This is a genomic window from Paenibacillus sp. L3-i20, assembly GCF_022180385.2.
Lineage (GTDB): Bacteria > Bacillota > Bacilli > Paenibacillales > Paenibacillaceae > Pristimantibacillus.
Genome location: NZ_BQME02000001.1, coordinates 327,830 through 345,551 on the forward strand (window position 1 = coordinate 327,830; position 17,722 = coordinate 345,551).

Sequence of the window (17,722 nt, forward strand, 5' to 3'; positions counted from 1 at the left end):
CCTCCTAACAATAATCAATATAATACGCATGAGTTTGGAATAAGTTACAAAAAAAACATCAAATCCCATTAGGAGATTTGATGTTTTTCATATTTCTCAATTCGTTATTTACTGGGAATTAGCAACAACAGGATCTAATACTCGCATATAAGGTCGCGGCTTAGGTTTGTTAGTCGTCTGATCAAGCGCATATAACATAATTAGCATCGTATGCTTGTCCTTGTTAATTTCACCTGTCGCCAAATAAGTAGCAAGATCAAACGGAATTTTTTCGAGAACAGCATGTTTATGAAGCTCTCTTTCGCCAAGCGCTAAAGCTGCGAACTCTTCGGATACAGTTCCAGGGTTAAGAGCAAGCTCTCTGTACCACTCATTCCACTCCGCCTTTTCCATCGTGAACTCCCACCAAGTTTTGCGCGGCTTGTAGTTATGGTTGAGGTAATAATCATATTTCATTAATCCTAACGATACATCATGATCGAGCTGCTGCTCACCTGGCTCCAACGTCTCCAGATATGACCATAGTCTTGAAAATAGATCTTCTAATTGATGACCAATCTTTTGCCATCCACGACCTTCCCAATAATCGCCGAACAGTTGGAAGAAATCGAACGGTGATGTAAATACTCGATCAACCAAATAAAGCAATGTATGGTCCATACGATGAGCATTCCAATACTTCTCCAGTACATCTTCTACCCGTTTGATCCGAACAATATCCCCAAAAGGCATCAAATCATTGCCCAGCATTTCGTAAGGTGCTCTATCCATATAGATATAGCCCCACTTATGCGCATCGAGCCTCAGACCTGTACCGCGAAGCATCTTTAGGAAACCAAGTTGCAGCTCCTCCGGGCGAAGCTCAAACACATCGTTAAATGTACCTCTAAAGGTATCATAGTTTTCAAGCGGAAGACCTGCGATGAGATCAAGATGCTGGTCGATTTTTTTGGAGTCCCTAACCTTTGTTACTGTACGGACAAGTTTAGACCAATTTTGACGACGTTGAACAGCTAGGTTAGTTGGATCGTTAGTCGATTGTACGCCAATCTCAAAGCGGAATACTCCTGCAGGAGCATGTTCAGCCAAATAGTCCAATACCTCGGGTCTCATAATATCTGCCGTAATTTCAAATTGGAATACACAGCCCTGATGATTTTCAATTAGAAATTGAAACATATCAAGCGCATATTCACGTTTAATATTAAACGTGCGGTCAACGAATTTAATTAGCTTCGCACCATTTGCGATCAAATATAAAATATCTGATTTCGTTCGCTCGATGTCAAAGTATCGAACGCCTACTTCAATACTGGACAAACAAAACTGACAGCTGAATGGACATCCTCTGCTCGTCTCGAAATAAACAACTCTGCTTCCAAGTTGAGGAATGTCTTCCTTAAATCGATACGGAGTCGGAAGTTCATTTAAATTAAGCTTCGGACGTGGCGGGTTAATAAGCACTTCCTCTTGTTCATCACGTTTCTTCCGATACGAAATACCAAATACCATATGATATTTGCCTTCGCCTTCAATTTCGGTGAGAAGATGATGGAACGTTTCTTCACCCTCTCCGATAACGATAAAGTCAACTTCTGGAATACGCTCCATCCAAAAGCCGGTATCATAGCTAACTTCAGGACCGCCAAGTATAATTCGTACATCGGGTTTTATTTTGCGAAGCATGTTGATAACCGTAATTGTTTCTTCTATATTCCAAATGTAACAAGAGAATCCGACCACATCCGGATTGCGGGAGAAAATATCGGAAACGATGTTCATTGCTGGGTCTTTGATCGTGTATTCTGCTATATCGATGTCGAATTGTTCCTCGCTAAAAGCTTTTAGGCAACGAAGTGCAAGTGAAGTATGAATATATTTGGCATTTAATGTGGATAACACGACTTTCATGGATGGTAATACCTCTCTAACTTTGGCATCTAGCCAAATCGATTTCGATTCATTGCCGCTGTTACGACAAGTTGCCTTCTATTGTACCGAAATTCGGAGTAAAAAAGAAGAGGCGCCACTTGCCGCAATTATGCAGCAAGTAGCGCCCAGCATGTTCTTATATTCTAGTTTGAATGTAAAGTTGATCCTTAAACTGTATATTTATGACCGGGTAACGAACTCTCCACTTGTTGTTGCCAAGCGATGAAACTTCTTCTTGCTTCAGATTACGAGGTTGGAAATCATAATCACGCTGGAATGAAATAACAACTTGAATTTTTTCATCAGGCAACATAGCATGTAGCTCATGACTAAGATTTACAGACCAAAGTCTCATTTCGGCTGCACTTGATGCTCCATAATACAAATAAAAGACTGGATCAATATTCGCATTGAAAACTAGCCAACCATCTGAGTCTCTTTTAACTTCCCAATCCGTTAACTTAGCTTCGCCGTCAGATGTTGGAACAGCGGAGAACTCTTCTTTCATAAGCTTCTGAACATCATTTAAAGGTGCACCTACTAAAGTAACAGGAAGACTTGGCGTTAAAAACTTAGCTTTATTCACATTTTCTTCTGTAATCGTTTCGAACAACATGGCTGCATGATAACTCGATACAGCAAAGTTCAAATCAGCAACTGAATTGTCATAGCCAGATGTTGTAATACCAACAAGCTGTCCGTATTCATTAAACAAAGCACCACCGGAGCTGCCATGATCGATTTGAGCATTTGTTTGTATGTAACTAATCCCTTGCTCGTAAGCCATATTGCTTATAAGTCCAGTAGAAACCGTATTCTGTAAACCTTGCGGGCTTCCAATCGCATAAACTCTATCACCTTTGCGAGCTTCATAGTCGTATCCAAATTCAACAGCCAACAAATCTAGCGGTTCCTCTGTACGAATAATGGCAAGATCAGCCTCTTCATTCGCAACGACGACACCCTTGACCTTAATTTCATCCTCATAAATTGTACTAATTGTTGCTGAGGTACCATCTTCAATGACGTGATAATTCGTAAGAATCAAATCCTCACCAATAACAACTCCACTGCCTGATCCACGATTTGTCATAATCATAACGACACTTTCATCAAACATATTTACGAGTTCCGCTGATGAAAACTTTTCTAATGCAATCTCTTCGCCTTCTGATTCCTCGTTTTCTTCATAATCCAGGTAATACCAACTCATCACTACAACAGAATTACTCGCTTTATCCCATTCTACTAAACCTTCCAGTTGCTCAGTAATAAATCTAATAGGCACATATGGAATGTCATTTTTTAAAGCTGCAGCCGTATCAATTTTCATCGTTTTCCCATTAACGATTGCTTCTTTTTTTCCAATTGCCATAGTAATCGTAATGTTACTATCTCTAATAATAAGTGTTTGCGATTTCTTTTCTAGAACGGAAGATACGTCCAACCAATCCAAGAGATCCTTCATCGGCGCCATTGCAACGCCATTTTCCTTATAGATTGGTGCAGATAGCTTCACTTTATGGCCATCAACCATTAGATTTATACTTTCTGCATTCTTTGCTGCAGCTGCAGATATTGATGTATTACTAATACCTGTTAGAGGTGAAAGTAACAATCCTACAGTAAGCATTGGAACAACTACAACCTTATACCATCTCATTTTCATCAACTAATCCCCCATATTGCACCATTTACTCCAAAGAAGTATGTACCAAATAATCCTATCATTCCTACTCTATCATTGTCTATTAAATCGGGAATATTATTAGAACTATTTTCAAAGGAAATCAGTGTTCTTGCGCCTAGTTCTTTAAGCACTGGTTACGTATTTATACGTAAAAAAGGTCGAAAAAAGCCTCTGCATTCGAGCTGCAGAGACTATTTGTAGCTTTATTTCTTAACCATTCGACTGTATATCCCATCACTCACCGTTATATTTCCATCCGCAATGTATCCTAGTCTGCTATATAGCGAATAAGCTCGTGTATTGTAACTCTCTACAATTAAGGAGAGCTGCTTGCAGCCGAGTGACTTGCCTCTCTCTTCGAAAGCAGTAATTAGATTGCTCGCAATTCCTTGTCCACGATATCGCTCATCTACTGCTACTGCATCCAAATAATAGTCACCTTCTTGGCATTCTTTAACGATCTTCGCTGCTGACGCTTCACCATACAGATGCTTTAATCTATCTTTAATCGGTTTGTCTAATTGCTCAGCCTCGTCACCAAGATAAGCGATCAACATTCCCGCAATTACTCCATCTCTCCGATCAACAATTATATTTCTATAACTGATCCGATTGTTCTCTTGTAGGTAATAATCTGAAAGCACCTGCCATGTCTCATCATCTTCATTGGTTCCTGTAAGTGTATACGCGATAGAACCAATTGCTGATAAAAGCAGCGGCAATACTTCATTAACATCTTCCCTCTTTGCCATTTCAATCATATAAGCACCTCACTCTAAGTTGTTATGTTGGTTTAATTATACTTTACCTTAATTCGTTACATAAGAAAAATAGAGCCTTCAAGGGACGCATGTGATGCACCCATGAAGACTCTGCTCTTACTATTGTTTCGCCTGCTTCATTATTCAGCTGGAGGAGTAAACGAACGACCTGCAAATTCTGAATCCAGCATATAGAAAGCATTACTATCTTTATCGATACGCTTAAGCTTATTAATAATGCTATCAAATAGAGCTTCCTCTTCAACCTGCTCGTCGATAAACCACTTCAAGAAGTTAATTGTAGCATGTTCACGATCATTCATTGCTAGGTCGGATAGATGGTAGAAGCGCTCCGTATTTTGCATTTCGTGCTTGTAGCCTTGCTCGAATGCGTGTAGTACTGAAGTATAGTCATTATTGGGTTCGCCAAGTGCAGCAAGTGTTGCACGACGTCCACGGTCATTTAGAAATTTATAAATTTTCATTGCATGGAACCGTTCTTCTTCAGCTTGTACAATAAAGAAGTTTGCAAAGCCGTCTAAGCTGTCATCTGAGCAATAAGCAGCCATTGCAAGATACACATGTGCGGAATAAAATTCGAAATTCATTTGATCATTTAACGCTTTGGCCAATGCATCATTCATAAACGTGCACCTCACTCTTCTTATTTATAGTTATTCTAACATAAAAATAAGGAGCGGCAAATAGCCGCCCCTCCTATATTTCCCAACATTAATATTAACCAATCATTTTTTTCAAACGTTTATATAGCAATTCGGGGGATGGCGCGCTTATACATTTTGACTTAACGACAACAAAACATTCCACTTTGCACGTTTTACAATTACCGAGGCAATCGCTTTTTTTACGTTTAATTTCTGGGAACTTTTCCTTCATCGCTTTATAGAGCGGCTTAGAATTGTTTTTCAAGTTGCGCTTGCAGTACTTAATTTTTTTCATTATGCCACCCCGCACCGTATCAATCTGATAATTAATCTCATTAAGATGATAGTGATTATCATTCTAATTGTCAAGTCAGAAATTTTTGTATCTGTCCCTAGAACTAAAACATGACGAGGTACCTCAGCGAAATAAATGATGTGTCACATCTTAAATTGGTAAACTGCCAAGCGTAAACGGCTAAAGCTGTCCTTTGGAGGCTTAGCTTTCGTTTCGCAGAGAAATATAAGCCTCTTATAACATGTAAAACGTATAAGTTCTTATATTTTGAAAAAAGCACACCTACCCCATTTAAGAATGGAATAGATGTGCTTTGCTATTTCTCGAATATTTTATGCAGTTGCCTCTTCTACAGTCTGTTTAGCATAGTCAGGAGCTTTATGTTTTAATACGGGAACCATCACCAGCATGCCTAAAAACATAAATGCTCCCGCTGCGCAATAAATAGCTACTAATGGTAAAAAATCCTTCAACAAACCTGCAACTAACGACATAATAGCCATCATCCCCATGAACATTGGCATTAAAACACCATTAACACGACCGATATATTTCTCTTCCGTCCATTGAAGTATCATTGTGCTAATGCCAATTTGTATGAATGGAAATCCGAGTCCGCTAAAAAATTGAATCCCAAGCGTCAAAGGAACACTAGTTGATAATGCGATTCCAATCATCGTTAACGAGCTAATACACATACCAATTGCAAGCAACTTCGGTGCAGACAGCTTTTTGGCTAATGCCATAACTAATCCTCCGCCGACTAACATTGCTATGCCGTTAACCATCAAAAGGAACTGTAAAAACTCTTTCTCCTGTCCAAGACGTTCAATAACGATAAATACACCAAGCGTCTGCGCGACTCCAACCGCGGTTCCTGCAAGGACAAATGCTCCGCCGAGGGCTTTCAATACAGGACTGCGCCACACATACTTTAGACCTGCGCTCAGCTCATTCCAGAACTGCTTATCAGCAACCTCTGTTGTTCGGTCAGGCTGTTTATCCTTTGGAATTCGAAACAATACGATAGCCGACAACAAAAATGCTACGCCCATAATACCAATTGATATATTAATGCCAAACTCATTGTAACTATAAACACCTAGCGCTGGTCCCGCTACCATAAATATAGCGCCCAGAGATTGGAACAAAGCCATAGCTCCTTGCAATTTTGCAGGTTCCACATGTTGTTTGAATAACTTCATTGAAGAGGGTTGAGAAAATTGCGAGAGAATCGCAGAAATAAACGTGACTAAATAAATCATATGCCATGACCCATATATAATTGTTAGCAGCACAGCAAATACGGATATCGCTGACAATATATCACACCATATCATCGTCAATCTCGGTTTCCAACGATCAGCGAATGTTCCTCCTATAATTGAAAATACAAAGATCGGGAAAATTTCAACAAAGACCATTAAACCAACAGCAAAATGATTATTATTTGTCATCTCCGTCACGTACATCAAAATAGCAAAGTTTCGAACCCATATCCCGATTTGGAGCAATACATGAGATAACAAGATCGTTTGCACAAATTTATTACCGAGCAAATTTCCGGCCGATTTTGTTGGTACTACTTGCTCTGACATAAACCTACTCACTCCCATTTTATAAGGTGCAAAAAGCACTCAGCTATAATTGGCTGGAAAATTTCATTATGTCGTTAGTGGTAACCTTTGTCTCCAAAAGGCTGCAGCTTATTAAGCCAATGCTCTTTCAAAGTCTCGACATCCCTTTTGTAACGCTTAGCAACATCACCAAGCTCCTTGCCATTTTCATCGAAGACATCTTTATAATCATACCTAATTGTTCCATCATTTTTAACCGTCTCCAGAACTAGAAACGTAAATTGATCAGCACCAAACTGTTTCCAATCTTTTTGTAACTTCTTATTCGTATGAGACCCTAGCTCGAGCATAAACTTTTCTTTATTCCAAAGGCCATCCATATTCGTTGAGCCCCCAATATATATCCGACCATTCGAATTATTAACAATTTGATACACACCCATTATACGAGCACGCTCCTGATAGTCAGCAATTAGCTCTTTACGCGTCGCTTTATCAGGCCGCTTGGCAGATGTCTCCAACCCCGCCTTTAACTCCGAATTAACTTCCCTCTTTGACTCCTTAGTATCCACTTTGTTCCCATCCTCCCCTGTCATTCGCACCCAATATTGTGACCCATCATCTTTACGATCCAAGAAACCATACTCGATCAAATAACGTCTTATTGTCACATATTCTTTACTTGAAAACTGCTCCAAAAGCTCGTTCACTTCTGACTCTCGATAACGTGCATCATATTGAAAGAAGGATGCTATATGCCCCAGTATTGCAATCCTTTTTTTCTCTTTGCGAGGAAACGAAGTTAACGGACCATTAGGTCCATCTGGCAAATGCTTTTTAATAATTTCCTTATGCTCTTCTTCCGTAATTGCAAACCGTTCATCTACTTGCGTAGCTGTGTGAAGCACCGACTCAAATTTGGGCCAGCCCGTAACTCCTTGATCCATTAATTCCATAATTGCGAGAAGCAACTTAGCTTGTTTGCCCTTCTCCTTCAATACAAAGCGATGATTACGTATAGTAGAAGCACTCCCGCCTCCAGAGCGCTTAACAATTTCATTATCGGTAAAGCCGGCTGCAAAATCACGAATCATGTCCTTCTGCAAATCAGTAAGCCCTGTTGCCTTCTTATCTAGCCCAAGCAAATGATCAAGCATTGAACCATGCTGCTTGGCCACATGGAATTGTACAAACTTCTTAGCTTCGTAGAAACGTCCTGATTCTGGCAATTGAAATACTTCACCATTCTCGAATCGTTCTCCACAAACGAGACAACAATAGTGATCATCTTCATCATTATGGAAATATCCTTGCTTCATTTCAGTTAACGTTGCGCTCCAGAAACGATCATCTAAATCGTAATTCAATCCTTTCACCCCTTGTATAAAACAAACGTATAATATATTCGTTTGCTTAATTTATAGATATTATATAATTACGTTTGTAAAAATGTCAATAAATATAAAAACAAGCGAAGGACTTATGAGCCCCTCGCTTGCCTATTACTTCTCTCTTCGATCCTTCGGTAAAAATATTGCAATGATACTAATGAAAGGCAGGAAGCTGGCTAACAGCATGACATATCTCATTCCTTCAGCATCTGCAATATTTCCAAAAACAACAGCACCTAGTGCTCCCATTCCAAATGACAATCCGGTAATTAAGCCGGATGCCGTTCCAACTTTCCCTGGCATTAGCTCCTGTGCGTACACAACACTGACAGAAAATCCTGCTTGAAGGATAAATCCCATTACAGTGATAACTGGATAAACCCACCCTAACGAAAGATGCGGCAATATGAGGGCAAACGGAGCCGATCCGATAATCGAAATCAACATTATTTTTTTCCTGCCGATTCGATCTGCCATCATGCCGCCCAAAAAGATTCCCGCAACGCCAGCAGCCATAAACAGAAATAACGGTACTTGAGCTTGACCGAGACTTAGTCCATACGTTTCTCGCGCATAAAACTGATAAAAACTGGCTATTGCAGAACCGTACCACGCTCGTGCAAATACAACGATAAGCAAGATGGAAAGCGCTAATGCTATAACCTTTCTATCAAGAGGCTGCGCTGGCTGTATCATTGCGCCTGACTTTTTCTTTATGGCGGCAAGCTTCCCATACTCTACTAATTGCGACGAATACCACGGAACTACTTTGAATAGAATCGCGATTGCAAGCGCAGCTAGCAGCATGCCCCATACTGCCCCCCTCTGACCGAGTGGTATAAAAATAAAAATAGTCATAAGAGGAGCAAGTGCTTGCCCAAAGTTACCGCCTACCTGATAAATGGACTGTGCAAAGGCCCGCCGATTGCCTGCTGCCAAATAAACGACACGTGATCCTTCCGGATGAAAAACTGCTGAACCTAAACCAACAAATACAACAGCAACTAGTAACAGTGTATAATTTGGAGCGAAAGCAAGTCCAGCCATTCCAAGCATACTGCTGAACATCCCTATAGGGAGTATCCACGGTGTTGGTCGTTTGTCAGAAAACATACCTATTACTGGCTGAATAACCGATGAGGTCATGTTCAGCGTAAATGCAATCCAACCAACTTGCGCATAAGTAAGATTTAATGAGTCATGGAAAACTGGCAATAATGCAGCTACGACCGATTGCATCGAATCGTTAAGTAGATGTACAGAGCTGATAGCGAATAAAATCGAGTATACAGTTGCAGCACGCAAGGTGTTACTCGACTTACCAATCTCCGATGCTTTTGATGACACGCTACAAGACCTGCCTCTCTTATACTAGCAACTTACAACAAGAAATCATGTTAATGGCTGTTATTTGCAAAACATATGCTAACGGGTGCGTTTAGTTCCAGCGTAAATCCTGTTTCCGAAATCGTTCCACTCTCTCTATCACGTCTAAATACAACAATGTTACCTGTCTTTTGATTAGCTACAAGTACATAATCACCTTCCGGTGTAAGACCGAAATTACGAGGTTGCTCTCCCCCACAGCCAATATGTTGAATCGATGTCAATGTACCCGATTGTCCATCAATAGCAAATACGGCAATGCTGTTGTGTCCACGATTCGAGCTGTATAGAAACTTACCATCTGACGATACATGAATATCAGCTGAATCATTGTAGTCTGTATACTCCGTAGGAATTGTAGAATAAGTAGCACCTTCTGTGAGTAGACCAGCATCCTTATCAAGATGAAGTAGAGTTACACTAGATGCCAATTCATTGGTAACATAAGCAACTGCAAGCTTTGGATGGAACGCAATATGCCTGGGCCCTGTTCCACCTTGCAGCTTCGTAATATGGTGGTTAGCGAGAATGCCAGCTTCTTTATCATATCGATAGGTTACAACTGCATCGATTCCGAGATCTACAGCACTTACAAACGGTGTTCCCGGTATTGGCACAACACAATGCGCATGTGGAGCACCTTGTCTATCTACAACAGGACCTGGCTCCCCTTCATGCTGCATCAACGATGCAGCATTCTGAAGCTCACCATCTTCCGTTAATGGCAGCAACGTTATATTTCCACCCGTATAATTTGCGGCATACAGCCCCGTTCCTTCCTGATTCACACTGACGTAACATGGATGTTGCCCGATCGTTGAAGCTACGCTAGTAATATCCTTGAGTAGTCCTGTTTCAACTTCAATTGATATAGCTGCGACTTCCCCACCTGGCTGTCCGCCTGACTCGCCGATCTCTTTTGCAGCATACAATCGTTTCCCATCAGGATGAATAGCGAGGAATGATGCATTTTCCACATTCGTGAAACGCTGAATAATATGTAACTTGCCCGTAGTCTTTTCCATTGTACAAGCATGGATAGTAGCATCACTTTTCTCTCCATATGAACCTACGTAAAAAATCCCTTTGTCCCAACCGTTCACTAGACTGCTCAAATAATCCCAACCCTTCAACTTATATTAAATGTAATTTGAACATAGCATAAGCCTGTAGCTCCGACAATGTCTTTTTAATAAGATACTTCACATTGAGAAAGGATTATGATATAATGTAAGCGCTATCAATTCGGAAGTTCACTTGTCTAAGGGGGATTTGGGATGATGATTGTAGCGCTAAAAGAACGGAATGTTTATGAAGAAATTGATTTAGAGGCTGACGTATTATACTTCAAGATTGGGAGTCAAGGGCTCGTTAGTTTCCATGGTAGAAATTATAATAGGAAAAAAAAGTTGAGTGCCGCTGAAATTGGACAACTAACCGAAAAAAATAACTTTTTTCAGATTAGTACGAATTGCTTTATCAACATCTCCAAAATAAAATCGATTGCAAGCAACACCATCTATTTCGGTACAGCACAGTCCGATGCCAAACAATTGCCAGTCAATCGACGCAAACGTTTTGTCATTGAGCAACTGTTCACACAACGTCTGAAAAATAGTGAAGGACGCACATCGAATACATAACGACAACCGCCTCACACTGAACTGCACCTCAATTGTTAGATACCATCTAACAATCGGAGGTGCAGTTTTTCTATGATCAGGTTCAGTACAGATGAAAAAATACAAGCTGTTATACGTTATCAAAAGGGACCAGACAGCTTGAAAGCCATCACGAAATCCTTAGGGCTTCATCATTCTGTCTTTTCAAACTGGATTAGACAATATGAGTATCATGGTGAGGAAGCATTTGAAAATGGCTATACAACATATTCCGTACAAGACAAACTAGACGTACTTAATCATATGAACGAATATGGGACGTCTGTCAGAGAAACGGCTGCGGTATTTAAAATTGCGAGCCATAGTACCATTTTAAGCTGGCAAAGAAGTTTAGAATTACATGGCATTGACGCCCTATAACCAAAGAAAAAGGGGCGATCATCCATGAAGAAAGATCCAATAGAACAAAAGAAGTAAACAGTAGCAGAAGGATCAGTAGAGGCTTTACAAGCAGAGGTAGAACGTTTGCGTATGGAGAATGCGTATTTAAAAAAGTTGAATGCCTTAGTTCAAAACAAGGAAAAATCACCAAACAAGACAAACTACAAGTAGTCAATGAACTAAGGAATGAACTTTCCCGCAAATTAATGTTGTCAATGCCCCTAATCTTGATTTGCCCTCAGACCAAATAGGACTAGTTACGCTGCGGCCAGGAGAATGCTGGGAAGCAACGAGCCGGCTATATCTGCGCAAATAGGGCTTGCAAAGCAAGCCCCTTCTCATCTACTAATTACTCTTCCTTTTCTTCAGGTGGAAGAATTACAATTTTCCCGTCTACCATTTCTAAACGCACTTTATTCGAATTTTTCAGCCCAAGAGTATCTAAATAATTTGACGGCACTTGCAGACGTCCAGCTTTGTCCAATATCGCATATTCGACATGGGAGCTATCAGAGTCGTCTTGTTCAAGCAGTGCGAGTTCCTCTGCATAAGAGCGTCTACGCAACATCTCAGATGAAATTTTCCCATCGCGGATAGCAGCAACCCTGTCCACCTTCTTCGCAAGTTCAGGATCATGGGTAACAATTACAATCGTTATTCCCATATTTCGATTTAGCTCACGGAATAAATCCAGTATTTGATTAGACATTTTGGAATCAACCGACCCTGTAGGTTCATCTGCTAGAAGCAGCTTCGGATGATTAGCTAGTGCAATCGCGATAGCAACCCGTTGCTGCTCTCCGCCAGAAAGTTGATAAAGCTTGTTTTTGGCTCGATGACTAAGCCCTACAGCATCCAGTAGATCCTTCGCCCTCCAACGTTTACGACTGCCTGTCAGAAGGATCGGAAGCTCCACATTTTCCTGAGCTGTTAAATAGGGAATTAAGTTACGCGCGTTATTTTGCCATACAAATCCAACGCATTTACGTTTATAGTTAACTAAATCCCGTTCCTTAAACTTCAGCATATCTTTACCATCTACAATCAATTTGCCTGCGGTCGGCCGATCAAGCCCTCCTAGCATATTAAGCAACGTAGATTTACCGCTACCGCTGTTTCCGATAATAGCCATAAGTTCGCCAGTTTCAATTTGCAAATCAAGTCCTTGAAGGGCAAATACTTCTAGATCAGCTGTTTTAAAAATTTTCACAAGTCCTTCGCAATGGATCATGCTTTAATCCTCCCCAAGTTTGAGCGCCTGATGGATACGCAGACGAGATAGCATGAAGGCTAATATGGTAAGGCCAACTAGTAGCATAGTGCCAACCATCATATAAATCTGCATAATATCCCCCGACTCAATTCTGACCGTGAACGGTGGAACGAGGGTGCTCGGATTAAACGCAATTTGGAAGTTGGGAACATACAACATACTTACTACATTGCCGACAATGATGCCGAACAACACGGCGACGCCAGAGGTTAATAACTGCTCCACAACTAACATCATTATTAGATTTTTCAAGGATAATCCAATTGCCCGCAAAATACCATTTTGAAGAGATCTTCCTTTAAGTGACAATATCCAATATAATAAAAATCCAATAAAACTAACGAGAATAGATATAACAAACCCTAATGTGAGTATCCCATTTAGAGCTAGTAGATATGGATCATTTTGAGCTCTAGTTAAATCTTCTTTTGTATTCACAATACTTGTTACTGGCAGCTCCTTTTCTTCAATAGCCTTATAGACTTCTGCAGTCGTAACTTTAGGATCAAGCTTCAGCCAGACATCATAGGGCTCAAGTTTAAGCATAGATTGTATCCTCGGAAGATGACCAACAATTAACATTGGAGTTTCTTTTGGTCTATCCTCTTTGATAACTACACGTTGAATAGGATTGAATGTTGGAAAATATTCAATTATGCCAAACACTTTAAAGGGTTGCCGCTCCACCCCAGTCCACCCTACATAAATAATGTCACCAGCTTTCACCTTCTGGGTTTCTGCTAACTTCTTTGAGATGAGAACAGCACTGGAGTCGGTCGCGAGTAGATTCAAATAATCATTTAAAGGATAGTCAAGCAGTGAATCCCGGAACCATGTTGTATTGCCGAAATCATCTGTATCAATACCCATCAATGTAGCAATTCCTGCTTCTTCTTTAACGTTAAAGGTTGCATCTTGTTTAGTAAATACTTTGGCAACATGCTGAACGCCCGGCAATTTCAAAAATCCATCAAAAGCAGGCTCCTTATAGTTAATTTCTTTGGGCGTTGTAAATGACCCGGACGACCCACCTCCACCTCCTCGAGATTCTATAGTTGGCGGAGGTGGACCATCACTAATCCAGTTGATGCCTAACGTCATATCCGCTCCATTGCTGTAACGAATTTTTTCATCTGTATTCTGATTAATCGTTCTCGCAGCAGATGCACTGAACACACCTGTAGCAATCGTCATTATTAAGAAGATCATTAGAAATTGATATTGGTTGCTGGAACGACCCACTTGAATTAGTGTTGCATATAGGGAAGGTGGCCACCACTTCTTTCCCATCCAATATACAATTTTAAGAATCCATGGATAGAACCGAAGAAGTAGTAACCCCAAACCCATAATAAATAGGGCAGGAACAATGAACTGTAGTGGATCGATCGCTAAATCGGTTGTTTCTAGATCGAGTTTCTGCAGATCAGCTAACCATTTCCGGAATGTAAATAGCCCATAAATAGATAAACCTAGTGCTATGATATCTAAAAATATTTTGTGCCACAACGGAGTTTTCACCATTCTTGCCATCTGTTTCTTGTGGTCAACGATGGATACACGTGTTGCTGCAATAATCGGAATAATAGATATTAACAAACAACATAATGCTGTAAAAAGTCCATATTGATAAGCTGCCTCTACAATTCGAACGGGTGTACCCACACGCTGCACAAATTCCATAAAGCCACTAGAGGCTCCTAATACTTTTGTGAAGACTGCACCTAGTAACGGCCCAAGTGCAAGGGCAATACCACATAGAAGTATAATCTCCAAAAGGTTAGAGGCAATGATCTGCCATCTAGCAGCTCCTCTGCTTCGAAGAACTGCAATTTCTGTTTTCTGCCGATTAGCCAACAAATTTGCAATCATAAACATATAAAAGGCAAGCATAATCAAGACTGGAATATTCAAAGCCCACATTAGCGTGTATAAATTTTCTGCTTTTAAAGTGTAGACCGCTATTGTTTCATGTGCATTTGCTTTTGTTCCCATTCGATAAGCGGTAAAATCATTTGATATAAAATTGCGTATCGACTCGTACGATTGTTCATAGGAAGGAATATGTCGTAATTCCATCTTCGAATAATCAAGAACGATATACCACCCTGCTCCTGCCACAGGTACTTTTTGCTCTTTCATCAGATGCTTTTCCGCTGTTTCGAAAGGAAGAATAGCACTTTTATCTAGGTCTCCTAAATTGCCAAACCGAAAAAACGGATCGTCATCCTTCGCCTTTTCAAAAATCCCTACTGGTTTAATTTTTACTTTAGTTTTTACTTTTTCATTTTCAATGACAAATACACTATCCAATACTGCTCCAAAAAAATTTAGCGCACGTTCGGTTACCAAAACCTCATACACGCCATCAATGGGCCCAGTTGCAGGCATTTTTCCATCCTTAATTTTAATGTGCTTCTCTAAACCGTCAATTGATTTTATCGTTACTTTTTTAGTGTTATCTTTTACTACTGGATTCGGATCGTCTACTAACTTCATATTAAATGGTATAGTAGAAATATCTGTAACTAGCTCTTGTACAGGAATTTCAAAACCTGCAGCAGCTTCCGATTTAATCATGTTATCGATTTTGTTGAACTTCTTAATCAAATCCTCAGGGGTATCTCCTGAGAAAATAACATTAGAATAAATGCCCCCTGGATATACGTTTCGATTCATTTGCAATTGTTCTAAATCTTTTTTTAGCATACGTGACAGAATGGCCTCCGAATAAATCGGCATACTGCTTACAAGTGCGATCGAGATCAGGATGCCAATGAACATGCTAAAGACCAGCCATTTGTTCTGTACCATCTTGCGCAAAATCATTACAAATAAAGCCATGCAACAAACCTCCCAGGTCCCAAGGCATCACAAATGCTACTATTTTCCAGAATTCCAGTAATTATTATTGCAGTATGATCGCTTGTCCTTCTTCAAGGCCTTTTCTAATTTCAATGACTGTTTGACCATCGATTCCTATCTCAACATCTACTTCCCTGATCTTGTTTTCTTCTTCCAGAACACGAACAAATTTTCTGTCTAAATAGCTGCGTAAACCACTGCGTGGAATAATTAATACATCTTCCCGCGCTTCTAGCTGGATACTCACATCTCCTCGTTGTCCAATAACTACATCATCCGGAAGTTTATCAAATTCAATAAACATGTAATTTGAATTTCGCGTACGTAACTGTTCATCTTTCGTATCTGGTGCCGAGGATGGCGTCTGTGTAACTGTCCCTTCTAATTCATTTAAACCAAACTTAACTCTAGCCTTAAATCCTACTTTGACACTTAGAATATCTTCTATACCATTTACTTGGAAAGAATACCGCAGCTTCGAAGGATCAGAAATAATAATTAATGTTTCGTATGCTTCTATTTCTTCGCCTGGTTCCATTGATGTAACAAATGTAATTACACCATCCATTCCAGCAATAAGCTGCTTCGAATTTAATGTTTTTGATAATTTTTTGTATTTCATTTGGTCGACATCATGTTGAAGCGATGCAATTTTAAGCGCTTCACTATCTTCAGCAAGCTTCGCTACTTTAATAGCTTGAACGGCCTTAGCCATATTTAATTCCAGTTGTTTCAATTCAATATCCATATTTCCTGTCTCTAACTGAAGGAGCACATCACCCTTCTTCACTTTACTTCCAGCCCTAACCAATACTTCTTTAAGTTCTCCACCACCAGCAACAAATTCCAAAGGTTCAAAATGATAGGATTCCAGTGCTCCGTTCGCAACAATTTCACGGGCTATCGGTCCTTTTTCAACTACAGCAGTTCGATATACTTCTTGCGGTGGTTTTACAAGCGGCGGCTTCAATGGCTCTTCCTCTACCGGAAGTAAGGAGCATCCTGTTAACGTCATTATCAAAATGAAGCTCATAATCATGTAAAATCTGTATTTAGGTCGGAATAACAATTTGTCCATCCTCCAATTCGTACACATGATCTACAATTTCCATAATAGCTGGGTCGTGTGTTGTCATGATAATGGTCATTCCCGATGATTCTACTAAGTTGCGAAATGTTTTCATAATTTGAAACCCAGTTTTGGTATCTAATTCTGCGGTAGGTTCGTCAGCTAGCAGCAAGCTAGGTTTGTGAGCAATCGCTCTTGCAATGGCTGTACGTTGCTGCTCCCCGCCTGACATTTCGAATGGACGATGATTCATCCTCTGTTTTAACCCTACTTGATCCAGTGCCCAAATTGCTGCATCTTTTCGTTCTTTTGAAGGAAAACCAGAAACACGTAGGACAAACTCGACATTTTCATAAGCGGACATTAAAGGAAGGAGGGCGAAGGATTGAAAAATTAATCCCATCCTTGTTCGGCGTATATCATCGCGATCTTTGCTCGACATGGAGGACAAATCTCGTCCCTCAAATATAATTCGTCCTTCATTTGGACGGTCTAGCGCGCTGAGCAAATTAATAAGTGTCGTCTTTCCTGAACCTGATCTGCCCTTAAATGCAATTAGCGACCCTGGTTGAATCGATAGATCGACGCCTTTCAATACGTGAACAGCGCCCGCCCCCTTGCCAAAGGTTCTTTTCAAATCTGATGCGACAATGATATCGGATGACGCTGGCTGCAAAACAATCTCCTCCTTCTCTCCTAATTAACCTATTATTGTTTAATTAATGGTATCTTTTACAATGTTAACGTGGTCTTAC

15 protein-coding genes and 1 pseudogene are annotated in these 17,722 nt (G+C 40.2%); 2 read left to right on the forward strand and 14 right to left on the reverse strand.

Going from position 1 to position 17,722, the window contains the following annotated elements; genetic code table 11:
• Nucleotides 1–108: 108 nt before the first annotated feature.
• From MFF31_RS01570 to MFF31_RS01615, 10 genes are all read right to left on the reverse strand, one after another.
• On the reverse strand, nucleotides 109–1,911 hold the full coding sequence (locus MFF31_RS01570; RefSeq protein ID WP_238186425.1) for a B12-binding domain-containing radical SAM protein: 1,803 nt from the start codon (nucleotides 1,909–1,911) through the stop codon (nucleotides 109–111).
• Nucleotides 1,912–2,068: 157 nt separating this feature from the next.
• On the reverse strand, nucleotides 2,069–3,601 hold the full coding sequence (locus tag MFF31_RS01575; protein ID WP_238186426.1) for a trypsin-like peptidase domain-containing protein: 1,533 nt from the start codon (nucleotides 3,599–3,601) through the stop codon (nucleotides 2,069–2,071).
• Nucleotides 3,601–3,753: a hypothetical protein gene (locus MFF31_RS01580; protein ID WP_248565375.1), complete on the reverse strand. Its 153-nt coding sequence runs from the start codon at nucleotides 3,751–3,753 to the stop codon at nucleotides 3,601–3,603. The genes MFF31_RS01575 and MFF31_RS01580 overlap by 1 nt, the downstream gene beginning before the upstream one ends.
• Nucleotides 3,754–3,825: 72 nt before the next feature.
• On the reverse strand, nucleotides 3,826–4,383 hold the full coding sequence (locus tag MFF31_RS01585; protein WP_238186427.1) for a GNAT family N-acetyltransferase: 558 nt from the start codon (nucleotides 4,381–4,383) through the stop codon (nucleotides 3,826–3,828).
• 140 nt (nucleotides 4,384–4,523) lie between these two features.
• Nucleotides 4,524–5,027, reverse strand: a complete 504-nt coding sequence (locus MFF31_RS01590; RefSeq protein WP_238186428.1) for a ferritin — start codon at nucleotides 5,025–5,027, stop codon at nucleotides 4,524–4,526.
• A 94-nt stretch (nucleotides 5,028–5,121) separates the two neighbouring features.
• Complete coding sequence (locus MFF31_RS01595) at nucleotides 5,122–5,343, reverse strand: DUF1450 domain-containing protein (RefSeq protein WP_282570405.1); 222 nt, start codon at nucleotides 5,341–5,343, stop codon at nucleotides 5,122–5,124.
• A 332-nt stretch (nucleotides 5,344–5,675) separates the two neighbouring features.
• Nucleotides 5,676–6,941, reverse strand: coding sequence for an MFS transporter (locus tag MFF31_RS01600; RefSeq protein ID WP_238186429.1), 1,266 nt, complete (start codon nucleotides 6,939–6,941; stop codon nucleotides 5,676–5,678).
• Nucleotides 6,942–7,015: 74 nt separating this feature from the next.
• Nucleotides 7,016–8,287, reverse strand: coding sequence for a DUF2087 domain-containing protein (locus MFF31_RS01605; protein ID WP_238186430.1), 1,272 nt, complete (start codon nucleotides 8,285–8,287; stop codon nucleotides 7,016–7,018).
• Between the two features lie 135 nt (nucleotides 8,288–8,422).
• Nucleotides 8,423–9,658, reverse strand: a complete 1,236-nt coding sequence (locus MFF31_RS01610; protein WP_238186431.1) for an MFS transporter — start codon at nucleotides 9,656–9,658, stop codon at nucleotides 8,423–8,425.
• Nucleotides 9,659–9,708: 50 nt separating this feature from the next.
• Entirely contained in the window at nucleotides 9,709–10,830 is a 1,122-nt protein-coding gene (locus MFF31_RS01615) for a lactonase family protein (protein ID WP_248565376.1), read from the reverse strand.
• A 144-nt stretch (nucleotides 10,831–10,974) separates the two neighbouring features.
• Here MFF31_RS01615 and MFF31_RS01620 point away from each other — a divergent pair, with 144 nt between their 5' ends.
• Nucleotides 10,975–11,340, forward strand: a complete 366-nt coding sequence (locus MFF31_RS01620) for a LytTR family transcriptional regulator DNA-binding domain-containing protein (protein ID WP_238186433.1) — start codon at nucleotides 10,975–10,977, stop codon at nucleotides 11,338–11,340.
• A 72-nt stretch (nucleotides 11,341–11,412) separates the two neighbouring features.
• A pseudogene (locus tag MFF31_RS01625) lies at nucleotides 11,413–11,978 on the forward strand (transposase); the annotation flags it as partial.
• A 131-nt stretch (nucleotides 11,979–12,109) separates the two neighbouring features.
• Here the strand turns inward: MFF31_RS01625 and MFF31_RS01635 are convergent.
• The 4 genes from MFF31_RS01635 to MFF31_RS01650 form a co-directional block, all read right to left on the reverse strand.
• Nucleotides 12,110–12,991 (reverse strand): ABC transporter ATP-binding protein, encoded by an 882-nt coding sequence (locus MFF31_RS01635; RefSeq protein ID WP_238186434.1) that lies wholly within the window; start codon nucleotides 12,989–12,991, stop codon nucleotides 12,110–12,112.
• A 3-nt stretch (nucleotides 12,992–12,994) separates the two neighbouring features.
• Nucleotides 12,995–15,877: an ABC transporter permease gene (locus tag MFF31_RS01640; RefSeq protein WP_238186435.1), complete on the reverse strand. Its 2,883-nt coding sequence runs from the start codon at nucleotides 15,875–15,877 to the stop codon at nucleotides 12,995–12,997.
• A gap of 64 nt (nucleotides 15,878–15,941) precedes the next feature.
• The gene (locus MFF31_RS01645; protein WP_238186436.1) at nucleotides 15,942–16,976 is read right to left on the reverse strand and encodes an efflux RND transporter periplasmic adaptor subunit; all 1,035 of its coding nucleotides are present in this window, start codon (nucleotides 16,974–16,976) and stop codon (nucleotides 15,942–15,944) included.
• Nucleotides 16,951–17,643 (reverse strand): ABC transporter ATP-binding protein, encoded by a 693-nt coding sequence (locus MFF31_RS01650; protein WP_238186437.1) that lies wholly within the window; start codon nucleotides 17,641–17,643, stop codon nucleotides 16,951–16,953. The genes MFF31_RS01645 and MFF31_RS01650 overlap by 26 nt, the downstream gene beginning before the upstream one ends.
• Nucleotides 17,644–17,722 lie beyond the last annotated feature (79 nt).

Bases quoted from the DNA above. Each gene is read 5' to 3' on its own strand.
- MFF31_RS01570 (WP_238186425.1), bottom strand. From the start codon at position 1,911: ATGAAAGTCGTGTTATCCACATTAAATGCCAAATATATTCATACTTCA.
- MFF31_RS01575 (WP_238186426.1), bottom strand. From the start codon at position 3,601: ATGAAAATGAGATGGTATAAGGTTGTAGTTGTTCCAATGCTTACTGTA.
- MFF31_RS01585 (WP_238186427.1), bottom strand. From the start codon at position 4,383: ATGATTGAAATGGCAAAGAGGGAAGATGTTAATGAAGTATTGCCGCTG.
- MFF31_RS01590 (WP_238186428.1), bottom strand. From the start codon at position 5,027: ATGAATGATGCATTGGCCAAAGCGTTAAATGATCAAATGAATTTCGAA.
- MFF31_RS01595 (WP_282570405.1), bottom strand. From the start codon at position 5,343: ATGAAAAAAATTAAGTACTGCAAGCGCAACTTGAAAAACAATTCTAAG.
- MFF31_RS01600 (WP_238186429.1), bottom strand. From the start codon at position 6,941: ATGTCAGAGCAAGTAGTACCAACAAAATCGGCCGGAAATTTGCTCGGT.
- MFF31_RS01620 (WP_238186433.1), top strand. From the start codon at position 10,975: ATGATGATTGTAGCGCTAAAAGAACGGAATGTTTATGAAGAAATTGAT.
- MFF31_RS01635 (WP_238186434.1), bottom strand. From the start codon at position 12,991: ATGATCCATTGCGAAGGACTTGTGAAAATTTTTAAAACAGCTGATCTA.
- MFF31_RS01640 (WP_238186435.1), bottom strand. From the start codon at position 15,877: ATGGCTTTATTTGTAATGATTTTGCGCAAGATGGTACAGAACAAATGG.
- MFF31_RS01645 (WP_238186436.1), bottom strand. From the start codon at position 16,976: ATGGACAAATTGTTATTCCGACCTAAATACAGATTTTACATGATTATG.